This window comes from Diaminobutyricibacter sp. McL0608 (assembly GCF_039613825.1).
In the GTDB taxonomy this organism is placed as follows: Bacteria; Actinomycetota; Actinomycetes; order Actinomycetales; family Microbacteriaceae; genus Diaminobutyricibacter.
On the sequence record NZ_CP154826.1, the window covers coordinates 3,388,651 to 3,400,673 of the forward strand.

The window sequence follows — 12,023 nt, forward strand, 5'->3', positions numbered from 1 at the left end:
GAGGTTCGCGATGAAACCGACCAGGAGTTCGTTGAACCGTTCGGGCTGCTCGATGTTCGCTGCGTGACCGCAATCCTCGATCACGGCAGACGACGCGAGATCGCTCAGCGCGGCCTCGCACGGCCACAACTCGCTCTGGCGACCCGCGACGAACAGCGTATCGCCGCCATCAGCCGGACCAGCCGCTCGCCGCGCTCGGCCGGTGGCGTTCCACGGCCCGTCGGCGGCACCCCGTGCTCGAACATCGTGCCCATGACAGGGCGCTCGTAGTCGTAGAAGCCATACGCCCAGTCCTCGGTGTTCAGCATCTTCGGCGTCTCGCGGTGATCGAGGGCATCTGTGCACTCCTTATTCTCTTTGTGCGATTCGCGTCAGGATGGGATGCGAGCGGGCCCCCGACTCAGGCGGGGAACGCCTTTCCCGGATTCAGCACGCCGTGAGGGTCGAGCGCATCCTTGATCGCCCGGTGCAGCTGGACGACCCGGGGACCCAGCTCACGCCCGACGCCATCGAGCTTCAGGAGCCCGACACCGTGCTCGCCCGTCACCGTCCCCCCGAGGTCGAGACAGTCGGCCACGATCCGGTCGAACGCACGCTTCGCGCGTTCCTTGGCGGCGTCGTCGCCGACCGGAGCGATGATCAGCGGATGCAGGTTCCCGTCGCCCGCGTGAGCGATGTTCGCGATCACGACGTCGTGCTCGGCGGCCGTCGCCTGGATGCGCGCCAGCATCTCCGGGACCGCCGCGCGCGGCACGCAGATGTCCTCGGTGAGGACCGGCCCGAGCCGCTCCAGCGCCGGGTAGGCGAGCCGCCGCGCGAGGAACAGGCGATCGACCTCGTCCGCGTCGCCTGCGCGCTCGACACTGGTGCCGCCGGCCTCGCCGAACAGCCGTGCGATCTCGTCGGCGAGTTCGTCGCCGGCGGTGCCCCGTTCATCCAGTTTCGCGAGCAGGAGAGTGTCGACATCGCCGGGAAGATCCAGCCCCTGCCATTCGTCGACGGCGCGCAGACAGGTGCGGTCGACGAGCTCCAGTGCCGAGGGGATGATACCGGCGCGCGAGACGAGAGCGACCGCATCCCCCGCCGAGCGCAGCGAAGGAAAGTACCCGATCACCGCACGCTCGTCGCGACCGGCGAGCGGGAGCAGCCTGAGCGTGACCTCGGTCACGATGCCCAGCGTGCCCTCGGACCCGACCATGAGAGCGGTGAGATCGTACCCGGCGACCCCCTTCGCGGTCGAGCGCCCGAGCCGAACGACGGACCCGTCCGCGAGCACCACGGTCAAACCGAGAACGTAGTCACGGGTCACGCCGTATTTCACGCAACAGATGCCGCCCGCGTTGGTGGCGACGTTGCCACCGATGGTCGAGATCCGGTAGCTCGCGGGGTCGGGCGGATACCAGAGACCGTGGCGGGCGACCTCAGTGCGGAGCACGTCGTTGATCACGCCGGCCTCGACGACCACGTAGCGCTCCGCCTGGTTCACTTCGACGATCGCGGTCAGCTGCTCGAGCGACAGCACGATCGAATTCTCGACCGCGTTCGCCCCACCCGAGAGCCCGGTGCCGGCTCCGCGCGGGACGACGTGGATGCTGTGGGCGGCCGCGAAGGCGACCACGCGCGTGACATCCTCTGTGCTGCGGGCACGCACGACCGCCAGCGGCCGGACGTAGGCGGCCCACTCCGCATCGTCGTGGCTGTACTCCTCGAGCACGTCATCGTCGGTGACGACCTGGTCCGGTTCGAGCAATTCGCGGAGTTCGGAGACGATGGTCGACGTCGGCATCCTCCTATCCTGCACCCTGGCCGCTTCGCCGCCGGGGCGAGCGCGTCGCCTCCGGTCGAGCCCGACCGTTGTGCCTGACCCGCTCGACCGGACCGGTCACACTCGGCGGGCGGACGCCGACATAGGGTTGCATCATGACCACTGATGCACTCGTCCTCGCCGGTGGCGGGGTTGCCGGGATCGCCTGGGAGACCGGCATCCTGATGGGAATCGCAGACGTCGATCCGTCGCTCGCCGACGAGATCATCGCCGAATCGACGACCCTGATCGGAACATCGGCCGGCTCGAACGTCGCCGCCCAGCTGGCGAGCGGACGTGCGCTCGCCGACCTGTTCGCGGCGCAGGTGTCGGATGAGCACAGCGAGTTGAAAGTCGAGCTCGACCTGGAGAAGTTCGGTGCGATGATGAGCGACGGTGCAGCATCCGATGAGTCACCGGAGGCGACGCGCCGCCGCATAGGGGCGATCGCGAGGGGAGCCGAAACGCCCTCCGTCAGGGCTCGTCGCGCCGTGATCGAAGCACGACTCGCCGGCGCGGACTGGCCAGAGCGCACCCTCCTCATCACAGCGATCGACACCGAGACGGGCGAGCTCCGCGTCTTCGACCGCACCTCGGGAGTCGACCTCGTCGACGCGGTGGCGGCCAGCAGCGCGGTGCCCGGAATCTGGCCGACCGTCGAGATCGCCGGCCGCCACTACATGGATGGCGGGATGCGCTCCCTCGCGAACGCCGACCTCGCGGCCGGCGCCGCGCGCGTGCTCATCCTCGTTCCCTCGCTCGAGCAGTCCCCGTTCGGGCAGTCCGTGCCCGATGCGGAACTCGAGGCGCTGACCTCGAAGCGGGTGATGACCGTGTTCGCGGACGCCGATTCGATCGCGGCGATGGGGACAAACCCGCTCGATCCGGCGTCACGACGCCCGTCCGCCATTGCGGGCCGCGACCGCGGTCGGCAGGTCGCGCCCGAGGTCGCCGCGTTCTGGCGGCTTGAAGGCTGACCGTGGCCGCAGATAAGAAGACACTCGCCGGCATCGAGGAGATCCTGCACGATGGCGAGAAGGTCCAGACGACCCTGCGGGCCGCCCTCTGGGTGTCGAATTCGAGCAACGCGAACCCTTCCGGACTGCTCGCGCTGACGGATGAACGGCTGATCTTCGCGGGGTCGGTGCGGCACACGCTGACGCTCGTCACGCATCCGCTCACCGACCTCCGCTCGATCGAATTCGAGCGGGCTCTCATTGCGTCGTTCCTGCGGATCGGCACGGGGGACGAAGCCGCGCCGACGATCACGACGTTTCGGCCCAACCCGGGACTGGCGCCGCGGTTCGTCGACGCTGTGACCGCAGCGATGGCACGCGCATCCGCCTCGGAGCCGGCACCGCCGGCCGCCGCACCCGCCGACGCATCCACCGCGTCCACCGAGCCGGCACCCGCATCCGCCGCTCCGTCCACCGAGCCGGCACCCTCATCCGCCGTGCCGGGCTCGACCGCGGACGAACTCGCGAAGATCGCCGACCTCCACGACCGCGGTGCGCTCACCGACGAGGAGTTCGCCGCCGCCAAGGCGAAGATCCTCGGGGTCTGACGGGCCGTCACTTGGCCGAGACCGACCCTTCCGGACGAGCGCGGCAGGTCCGCCGGGCACTCTCGACCGGAACCGTCGCTTTCGGCACGCGGCCACGGCACTCATCGGCGGGGGCGCTGAGTCTCATCGGGCGGCGCTGTTGGACAGATTCGCGCGCGCGCGCGAATGTAGAGGTACGCGCGCGCACGAGATGAGGAAGCCCGAATGACGTACCAACCCGAAACGTCCCGCTACGACAGCATGCAGTATCGCCGCACCGGCCGGTCAGGACTCGACCTGCCCGCGCTCTCCCTCGGCCTCTGGCACAACTTCGGCGACGACCGCCCCTACGAGACGCAGCGTGCGATCGTGAGGCGCGCCTTCGACCTCGGCATCACCCATTTCGATCTCGCCAACAACTACGGTCCCCCCTATGGTTCCGCGGAGATCAACTTCGGTCGCATCCTCGCAGACGACCTGCGTCCGTTCCGTGACGAGCTCGTGGTCTCGTCCAAGGCCGGCTGGGACATGTGGGCCGGCCCGTACGGGCAGGGCGGCGGCGGGCGCAAATACATGCTCGCAAGCCTCGACCAGTCACTCGCCAGGCTCGGCCTCGACTACGTCGACATCTTCTATTCGCACCGACCCGACCCGACCACACCGCTCGAAGAGACGATGGGCGCGCTCGACACTGCGGTGCGGTCCGGAAAGGCGCTCTACGTCGGCATCTCGTCGTACAGTGCTGAGGACACTCGTCGCGCAGCGGCCATCCTCGCCGATCTGGGAACTCCGCTGCTCATCCACCAGCCCTCATACTCGATGCTGAACCGCTGGGTCGAGACGGAGGGCCTGCTCGACGCGGCCGGCGAGCTGGGAATCGGCGTCATCGGCTTCACGGCGCTCGCTCAGGGGATGCTCACCGGCAAGTACCTCGACGGCATCCCGGCGGGCTCTCGCGCGGCCGAGAACTCCTCGCTCGACCGGTCGATGCTGTCCGACGAAGCGCTGGACCGCATCCGCGCCCTCGACGAGATCGCGAGCGGTCGAGGCCAGTCGCTCGCGCAGCTCGCGCTCGCCTGGGCGCTCCGGGATGCGCGCGTCACCTCTCTCGTGACCGGCGCGTCGAGTGTCACCCAGCTCGAGCAGAACATCGGCGCGCTCGACCGCCTCGACTTCACCCCCGACGAACTGGCGGCCATCGACGAGCACGCGGTCGACACCGGCGTGGATCTGTGGGCATCCGCACGTCGCGGGCAGCTCGGCTGACGTCGCGGCAACCCCGGTCCCACTGCCGCTTTCGTACCACGCAACGTGCCACCTGTCATCCCCTAGATGTCGGCGGGCACGGCAACGTAGGGTCGGTCCATCGCGCTGGATGAGCGCCCTGGGGGCCGCGCTTCACGAACGGCGGGTGCCATCCCGGTGCGTGTGGGGCGAGTCCCGGGGGGCGTGGTCTGGTCGACCCGCCCACCCGGTACTCGGCACCGGTCGAATGGTCGATGAAGGCGTCGGCCGGGAGTCCGTTCAGCCTTGTTCGCGGATCGGCCGGATGAGCTCGGGGCTGTCGCCGGTGACCGGCCCGACCACATCGAAGACGAGCTGGTCGGCGACCGCGACCGCCGCGCGCACCGCCTCGTCGAGCAACGCCTGGTCACCGACCACTGTCGGGTCGATCCAGTGGTCCCAGAGCTCGCGGGGCAGCGGCACCGGGTTGCGGTCGTGGATGTGCTCGAGAGTCTTCACCGCGTCGGACGTGAGGATTGTCGTCGTCAGGTGCCAGCGATCGTCGTCGCCGCGCTCCTTCGCCGGATCGGCCCACCAGGCGTAGAGTCCGGCGAAACCCATGAGCTCGCCGTCGGCCGAGTGGATGAAGTACGGCGTCTTCTTCTTCGTCTCCGGGTCGGTCTGCCACTCGTAGTAGCCGATCGCGGGGACGATGGCCCGCTTCGAGACGACGGAAGCCTTGAACATCGGCTTCTCGGCGGCGGACTCGGCGCGGGCGTTGAACGTCGGAACTTTGGTCTTCAGCTCTTTGGACCACGAAGGCACGAGCGACCACCGGGCGAGCTCGAGGCGCCGCACCGGCGGCTCGTCGCCTTTCTTGCTCTCCAGCAGGATCGGCACCGGGTCGGTGGGACTGATGTTGTAGCTGGGACGCCAGTCACGGAAGTCGCCGCCCTCGGCCACGAACTCCTGGATCAGGTCGTCGGTCTCTTTGTCCATCGCGAAACGCCCGCACATAGGAACAGGCTAACGCGGACCCCCGACGCGGGTGCCCGCGCTCATCGACTTGAGGCAAACCCCGGTAAAGGTGCCCCCGGCAGGGCGATATGCCTCAAGTCGCGGAGCCCGCTTCTAGCTGTACTGCCCGGGGACGTTGGTTGATGTGTGACGACTCGCTGTAGTCGTTTCCGGATGTGACGAGGGCCTCCGGGTGAGAGTGGAGCTGCTTAGACAACCACTTCGAACCGGGAGGCCCTCGTGTCCCACGCTAATGCAGCCCTCACCCCAGTCCAACGCGCCCGGATCGCGCGTCTGATCGTTGAGGAAGGGTGGCCGGTCGCGCACGCAGCCACGTTTTTCCATGTGTCGTGGCCGACCGCGAAACGGTGGGCTAACCGGTATGCGGCGATGGGCCGCGACGGGATGGCCGATCGGTCCTCGCGCCCGCACCGGTCCCCGAACCGGACACCGCAACCGATGGTGCGGAAGATCGTGCATTTGCGGTGGAAGCAACGGCTCGGCCCGGTTGGCATCGGCGCGCAGCTCGGGATGCCCGCCTCAACGGTTCACGCGGTGCTCACCCGGTGTCGGCTCAACCGGTTGCACCATGTCGATGTCAGAACCGGCGAGCCGGTCCGTCGTTACGAGCACGAGAAGCCGGGTGCGCTGATCCACGTCGACGTGAAGAAGCTCGGAAACATCCCGGACGGCGGCGGCTGGCGGTTCGTCGGCCGGCAGCAAGGTGACCGCAACCGGGCCGCCACCCCAGGGAAGCCGCGCAACAAACGGTTCCAACCCTTGGTCGGGACCGCGTTCGTGCACACCGTCATCGACGACAACTCCCGGGTCGCCTATGCCGAGATCCACGACGACGAGACCGCAGCCACGGCGATCGGCGTCCTCCGTCGGGCCGTGTCCTGGTTCGCGGCCCGCGGCGTCACCGTCGAACGGGTGCTCTCCGACAACGGGTCCGCCTACAAGTCGCACGCCTGGCGAGACGCCTGCGCCGACCTCGGCATCAAGGTCAAGAAAACCCGACCCTACCGCCCGCAGACGAACGGGAAAATCGAGCGCTTCCACCGCACCCTCGCCGACGGCTGGGCGTTCAGCCGCCACTACCACTCGGAATCAGCCCGCAGGGCAGCCCTCCCAGCCTGGCTGCACAACTACAATCACCACAGGCCCCACACCGCCATCGGCAAGGTCCCACCGATCACCCGGTTAACCAACCTGCCTGGGCAGTACAACTAGCGGCGGCGGAATTCTCCTGCGGCCGGACAGTCGAACGGGTCGCGGGCAGACAGGCCGACCCGGTTGAGGTAGCGCACCACGATGCCGTACGACTTCGGAAGTGTCGTCTCGGTGTAGAGGATGTTCTCGGTGGCGCAGTGCTCCTTGACGATCGCCGCCGCCTTGCGCAGGTGGGGCCGGGGCATGTTCGGGAACAGGTGGTGCTCGATCTGGTAGTTGAGGCCGCCCATGAAGGTGGACATCCCCGTGCCGCGGATGTTGCGCGAGGTGAGGACCTGCTTGCTCAGGAAGTCGACCTTGACGCCGGCTTCGATGATCGGCATGCCCTTGTGGTTGGGGGCGAAGGATGCGCCCATGTACACGCCGAAGACGGCGAGCTGCACGCCGATGAAGGCGAAGGCCATACCGAGCGGGAGGAACGTGAAGATGGCGCCGAGGTAGATCGCGAAGCGGATCGCGATGAACACGATCTCGCGGGCCCGGCCGTCCACCTTCTCTTTTCCGACCAGCGTGCGGAAGGACAGCGCGTGCAGGTTGATGCCCTCGAGCAGCAGGAGCGGGAAGAAGAGGTAGCCCTGGCGCTTGGTGATCGCCCGCACGATGCCCCGCTGTTTCGCGGCGTCTTCTTCGATGAACGAGACGGTGTCGAAAGCGATGTCGGGGTCTTTGCCGATGGTGTTGGGGTTCGCGTGGTGCCTGCTGTGCTTGGTCATCCACCACGCGTAGCTGATGCCGACGACGGCGGTGGCGAGCAGGCGGCCCGCACGGTCGTTGGCCGGTCCGGATGCGAGCACCTGGCGATGCGACGCCTCGTGCGCCAGGAAGGCGAACTGGGTGAAGATGACACCGAGCGCCGCCGCGATGAGCAACTGGAACCAGCTGTCGCCGAGCAGCACGAAGCCGGTCGTCGCGCCGCCCAGTGCGGCCACGAGGATGCCGAAGACGGTCACATAGAACCACGGAGTGCGGCGGAGCAGGCCGTGATCGCGCACGGTGTTCAGCAGCGTGGAGTACGTGTTGGTCACGCTCGGCGTCGCGTCAATGCGTTTGACCGTTCGGCGTACCGGTCCCAGGGTTGCGGTCAGAGCCGTCATCAGCCAGCCTTCGTCGAATCGACTTCTCAGCCGGCGTTCTCGGACGGACGTCCGTAGATGGCCTCAGCATACGGGTGGGTGCTGATGGAACGCTGCGAATCGCCCAAAACACAAGGGGGCAGCGAGCACCCCCCGGACGGGGGAGGTTTGCTTCAGTCTAAAACCGATGTATTCTCACTTTTGTGAATAGGTGAGAAACAATCAGTTTCCTCAGCGTTAACGTGCCACGGTCTCTCTCCCCTTTCACATACCCGAATGATCGCCTGTAAACCCGACACGCAGGGACACTCTTGTGAACGTGCTCGCCCAAGGTCGAACCACTCGACCGACACCCGCCACCCGATCCTTCGTGGTGCTCAGCGGACGCGACACGCACAGTGTGACCCCCACGGACGGAGCCGGCGGCAACAAAGCCGTTCGAGACCACGGCTTTCCCCCAGTTGCCGTCGACTCCCCCGCAATCAGGTCAGGTCGGTGGATCGCATGACCGTCCTCAAGCCGCGCCTCTCGTTCCACAGCCATGCCGGAGCGGCCGTCAGTCACTTCCCGTTCCGCCCCGCCGTCGTCCGGACGAGCGAGCGCGCCTGGGCCCGCAGCTACCGCCTGCGCCTCCTGGTCACTGACACGGTCATCATCGTCGCCTTCTGCTTCGGGTCGATGTTCCTCCGGTTCGGTTTCGACGAGACGCACGCCTTCGTCGGCGGCTACCGCACCGACTACTTCTCGATCGCCGTGATCATCTCGCTGGTCTGGATGTTCACCCTCGCCGCCTATCACACACGCGATCCGCGGGTGGTCGGTATCGGCGTCACCGAATACAGGCGGGTCGTCAGCGCGAGTGCGATCACCTTCGGCCTCCTCGCGATGGTCTTCCTGGTCGCGAAGGTCGACATCGCGCGCGGCTACTTCGTACTGGCCCTCCCCGTCGGAGTGCTCGGCGTGCTCACCAGCCGGTGGGTGTGGCGCAAATGGCTGATCCGGCAGCGGATGTTCGACCACTACCTGTCGCGCGCCCTCGTCGTGGGAGGCGCGGACGACGTCGAATACGTCGTGAAGCAGATCGACAAGAAGTCCGGCGCTGCGTACCACGTGGTGGGCGCATCCGTCGACGACCCCAGCCGTCCCGTCGTCTTCCCCGCTCACGAGGTCCCGGTGGTGTCCGACCTCGCCGGCGTCGCCAAGGCCGCCGCGACCCTCAACGCCGACACTGTGATCGTCGCCGGCCAGCCCCAGGGCGGCAGCGACTACATCCGATCCCTGGCCTGGCAGCTCGAGGGAACGGCGACTGAGCTCGTCCTCGCGTCGCGGCTGGTCGACGTCGCCGGCCCGCGCATCCATTTCCGCCCCGTCGAGGGGCTCCCGCTCATCCACGTGGAGATCCCTCAGTTCGAGGGCGGCAAGCACATGATGAAACGAGCCCTCGACGTGACGACGTCCGGCTTCGCCCTCCTGCTGCTGTCGCCCCTCTTCCTCGTCGTCGCCATCCTGGTGCGCCTCGACAGCGGCGGTCCCGCCCTCTTCAGCCAGGAACGGGTCGGACGCAACGGCGCGACCTTCAAGATGTACAAGTTCCGTTCGATGGTCGTCACGGCCGAGACGGATCTCGAGAAGCTGAAAGCCCAGGACGAGGGCAACGGCGTGATGTTCAAGATCAAGAACGACCCGCGCGTCACGCGTGTGGGCCGCGTACTCCGCAAGTACTCGATCGATGAGCTTCCGCAGCTGTGGAACGTGTTCGTGGGGGACATGAGCCTGGTCGGGCCACGCCCGCCGCTGCCCGTCGAAGTCCGCGAATACGAGCGGCATGTCCACCGTCGGCTTTATATCAAGCCGGGCCTCACCGGCATGTGGCAGGTCAACGGACGGTCCGATCTCTCATGGGAGGAGAGTGTGCGGCTCGATCTGTACTACGTCGAGAACTGGTCCCTGACCGGTGACCTCGTCATCATGTGGCGCACCGTCAAAGTGCTCACACATCCCGTCGGAGCTTACTAGCCGCTCGGGCTGCACCACCCAAGGTCTCGAAGAAAACAGGTACTGCAATGAACAGCAAACTCGTCGCCACGGCGACTGCGTACATCGCCACTGCGATTCTGGGGGTCGCTCTCTTGAGCGGATGCGCCGGCCCCGTCGCTCAGCCCCATGCGGGCTACAGCGGGGCCGATCCGAAATCGTCGACGACGGCGACACCGGAACCGTCGCCCTCCGGCACGGCATCGCCCAAGCAGGGGTTCGTCGACTCTTCGAAGGGCGCGCCCGTCGTCCATCGCGCCGGTGAGCTCCCGGCCGCGAAGAAGGCCGCCGCGACCGCCGCGACGTTCGCCACCAAGAGCGGCTACCCCGACGGCGTGACGCTCGCAGTCTCCGACTTCGCACGCGGAACCACCACCGACCAGGGCAAGGGCGAGATCACCGGCGCTCCGTTCATCATCATCGCCGTCACCGTGCACAACGGCAGCACCAAGCCGCTGAACCTCGCGGCCGTCGTCGCGACGCTCAAATACGGCTCGAACCTCGTTGCTGCCCCGTACTACGGAACAGAGGCCAAGGTCGGCGACTTCTACGGCACCCTCGCCGCAGGCAAGGACCAGGTAGCGACCTACGGCTTCCAGCTTCCCAAGTCGACCAACCAGGCGACGCTCTACGTCGACCTCGACGGCGCACACCAGCCCGCGGCCTTCACCGGAACGATCCCGAACTGATGTCCGACCTGTCGCAGCAGCAGCCCTCCCTGTCCCGGCGCCGCTCGGGCCGGGCGCTGGGGGCTGTCTGCGCCCAGGTGTCCCAGGCGGGCGCGAGCCTCGTCCTCCAGCTGCTCGCCGCCCATGCTCTCGGGATCGCAGGTTTCGGCGCGTTCGCCATCCTGTACGGAGTGATCGTCCTCCTCACCGGGTTCGTCACCGGCTTCGTCGGCGACTCGCTGACGGTGCTGGATCGCTCCGATCGCCGCATCCGTTCCGCTCTGCAGGGCTGGTTGCTGGTCCTCAGCTTCTCCGCCGCCCTCGGGGGCGGCTTCATCCTCGCGCTCACCGGGCTCATCACCGTCGGCGAGGCCTGGCTCTTCGCCGCCGCGACGGTGGCGTTCGTGCTCGAGGACGCCCTGCGCCGACTCCTCATGGCGCAGCTGCGCTTCTGGCGGATCGTGGTGATGGATGCGTCGGCCCTGGTCGGCTCGCTCCTCCTGCTCGCCGCCGCTGCGAAGGCCGGGCCTCTCACCCTCGGATCGTTCCTCGCGGCGCTCGCCGTCGGACAGGCCGTCGGGATGGTCGTCGGCGTCGTACTCCAGCCGCGGGCCGAACGGTACGTCGTTGCCTTCGTCACCGGCGGGTACCGAGAGGTCGCCGGCTACGGCAGCTGGCGCGCAGTGCAGCAAGCGGTTCGGCCGGCGCTCCTCACCTGCGTGCGCACGCTCGTCTTCGTCATGCTGGGCCTCGCCGCGACCGGCCAGCTCGAGGCCGCGCGCATCTACGTCTCCCCGACGCTCCTCTTCGTCTCCGGGCTCTCCTCCTTCCTTTTCGCGTCCTTCGCGAGCGCGAGGGATGTGCGGCTCGCCGCGCTCCTGCGCCGCGCCGACCACGGGGTCTACACCCTCCTCGCCGCCACCGTCGTCATCGGCGGGGCGTCGATCCTCATGCTCCCTCTTCTCGGAAAAGTGATCACCGGCGACGCGCTCGATGTGTGGACTGTCGTCGGCTGGGTCGCCTATTCGGCGTCGGTGGCCGCGGTCACCCCGTATGGAGCGCTCGCCGCAGTCCGCGGCAGGCAGGCAGCAGTGCTCGGGCTCCGGGTCGCAGACTCGGCGCTCTCACTGCTGCTTGCGGCGCTCCTCCTGGCCGGCGGAGCATCCGTCGCCTTCACGCCCCTGGCGCTCGCCGGGGGGTCCCTGCTGGGAGGACTCGCCATTCGGTGGTTCCTCCTGCGTCGCCCGGCCTCGGACTCCCGAGATACCGGTCATGCAGAACCGACCCATACGCAACGCAAAGCAGCTCATACGGAACCGACAACGCCGCGCTCACGAAAATCCCGACAACCGCGAACAGAGCAGCAAGCCGGCCCCGGCCCCGCTCGAATCCTCGAAAGCAAGGTCAGGGTCCATGTCTAAGTCCAC

The 12,023-nt window shown here is 67.6% G+C and carries 11 protein-coding genes; 8 read left to right on the forward strand and 3 right to left on the reverse strand.

The window, feature by feature from the left end:
* Positions 1–63 precede the first annotated feature (63 nt).
* Complete coding sequence (locus AAYO93_RS16155) at positions 64–270, forward strand: hypothetical protein (RefSeq protein WP_345762186.1); 207 nt, start codon at positions 64–66, stop codon at positions 268–270.
* 130 nt (positions 271–400) lie between these two features.
* Here the strand turns inward: AAYO93_RS16155 and AAYO93_RS16160 are convergent, their stop codons facing one another.
* Complete coding sequence (locus AAYO93_RS16160) at positions 401–1,786, reverse strand: FAD-binding oxidoreductase (RefSeq protein WP_345762187.1); 1,386 nt, start codon at positions 1,784–1,786, stop codon at positions 401–403.
* Between the two features lie 134 nt (positions 1,787–1,920).
* Here AAYO93_RS16160 and AAYO93_RS16165 point away from each other — a divergent pair, with 134 nt between their 5' ends.
* The 3 genes from AAYO93_RS16165 (at position 1,921) to mgrA (ending at position 4,613) form a co-directional block, all read left to right on the forward strand.
* Positions 1,921–2,781 carry a patatin-like phospholipase family protein gene (locus tag AAYO93_RS16165; RefSeq protein WP_345762188.1) on the forward strand — a complete coding sequence of 287 codons (861 nt, stop codon included), beginning with the start codon at positions 1,921–1,923 and terminating at the stop codon, positions 2,779–2,781.
* Positions 2,782–2,783: 2 nt separating this feature from the next.
* The gene (locus tag AAYO93_RS16170) at positions 2,784–3,368 is read left to right on the forward strand and encodes an SHOCT domain-containing protein (protein ID WP_345762190.1); all 585 of its coding nucleotides are present in this window, start codon (positions 2,784–2,786) and stop codon (positions 3,366–3,368) included.
* A gap of 204 nt (positions 3,369–3,572) precedes the next feature.
* On the forward strand, positions 3,573–4,613 hold the full coding sequence (mgrA, locus tag AAYO93_RS16175) for an L-glyceraldehyde 3-phosphate reductase (protein WP_345762191.1): 1,041 nt from the start codon (positions 3,573–3,575) through the stop codon (positions 4,611–4,613).
* Between the two features lie 258 nt (positions 4,614–4,871).
* Here mgrA and AAYO93_RS16180 read toward each other — a convergent pair whose 3' ends face one another.
* Positions 4,872–5,588 carry an SOS response-associated peptidase gene (locus AAYO93_RS16180; RefSeq protein WP_345762192.1) on the reverse strand — a complete coding sequence of 239 codons (717 nt, stop codon included), beginning with the start codon at positions 5,586–5,588 and terminating at the stop codon, positions 4,872–4,874.
* 240 nt (positions 5,589–5,828) lie between these two features.
* On the opposite strand from AAYO93_RS16180, the gene AAYO93_RS16185 reads away from it, so the two are divergent.
* On the forward strand, positions 5,829–6,821 hold the full coding sequence (locus AAYO93_RS16185; RefSeq protein ID WP_345762193.1) for an IS481 family transposase: 993 nt from the start codon (positions 5,829–5,831) through the stop codon (positions 6,819–6,821).
* Here AAYO93_RS16185 and AAYO93_RS16190 read toward each other — a convergent pair.
* Positions 6,818–7,915 carry a fatty acid desaturase family protein gene (locus AAYO93_RS16190; protein WP_345762194.1) on the reverse strand — a complete coding sequence of 366 codons (1,098 nt, stop codon included), beginning with the start codon at positions 7,913–7,915 and terminating at the stop codon, positions 6,818–6,820. The genes AAYO93_RS16185 and AAYO93_RS16190 overlap by 4 nt on opposite strands.
* 483 nt (positions 7,916–8,398) lie before the next feature.
* On the opposite strand from AAYO93_RS16190, the gene AAYO93_RS16195 reads away from it, so the two are divergent.
* From AAYO93_RS16195 to AAYO93_RS16205, 3 genes are read left to right on the forward strand one after another with little or no spacing between them, the layout of a single operon-like run.
* Positions 8,399–9,910, forward strand: a complete 1,512-nt coding sequence (locus AAYO93_RS16195) for a sugar transferase (RefSeq protein WP_345762195.1) — start codon at positions 8,399–8,401, stop codon at positions 9,908–9,910.
* Positions 9,911–9,957: 47 nt separating this feature from the next.
* Positions 9,958–10,617 (forward strand): DUF4352 domain-containing protein, encoded by a 660-nt coding sequence (locus AAYO93_RS16200; protein WP_345762197.1) that lies wholly within the window; start codon positions 9,958–9,960, stop codon positions 10,615–10,617.
* The gene (locus AAYO93_RS16205) at positions 10,617–12,017 is read left to right on the forward strand and encodes a hypothetical protein (RefSeq protein WP_345762198.1); all 1,401 of its coding nucleotides are present in this window, start codon (positions 10,617–10,619) and stop codon (positions 12,015–12,017) included. The genes AAYO93_RS16200 and AAYO93_RS16205 overlap by 1 nt, the downstream gene beginning before the upstream one ends.
* The last annotated feature ends 6 nt before the right edge of the window (positions 12,018–12,023 follow it).

Coding starts and splice junctions, on each gene's coding strand:
- AAYO93_RS16160 (WP_345762187.1), bottom strand. CDS start 1,786: ATGCCGACGTCGACCATCGTCTCCGAACTCCGCGAATTGCTCGAACCG.
- AAYO93_RS16165 (WP_345762188.1), top strand. CDS start 1,921: ATGACCACTGATGCACTCGTCCTCGCCGGTGGCGGGGTTGCCGGGATC.
- mgrA (WP_345762191.1), top strand. CDS start 3,573: ATGACGTACCAACCCGAAACGTCCCGCTACGACAGCATGCAGTATCGC.
- AAYO93_RS16180 (WP_345762192.1), bottom strand. CDS start 5,588: ATGTGCGGGCGTTTCGCGATGGACAAAGAGACCGACGACCTGATCCAG.
- AAYO93_RS16190 (WP_345762194.1), bottom strand. CDS start 7,915: ATGACGGCTCTGACCGCAACCCTGGGACCGGTACGCCGAACGGTCAAA.
- AAYO93_RS16195 (WP_345762195.1), top strand. CDS start 8,399: ATGACCGTCCTCAAGCCGCGCCTCTCGTTCCACAGCCATGCCGGAGCG.
- AAYO93_RS16200 (WP_345762197.1), top strand. CDS start 9,958: ATGAACAGCAAACTCGTCGCCACGGCGACTGCGTACATCGCCACTGCG.
- AAYO93_RS16205 (WP_345762198.1), top strand. CDS start 10,617: ATGTCCGACCTGTCGCAGCAGCAGCCCTCCCTGTCCCGGCGCCGCTCG.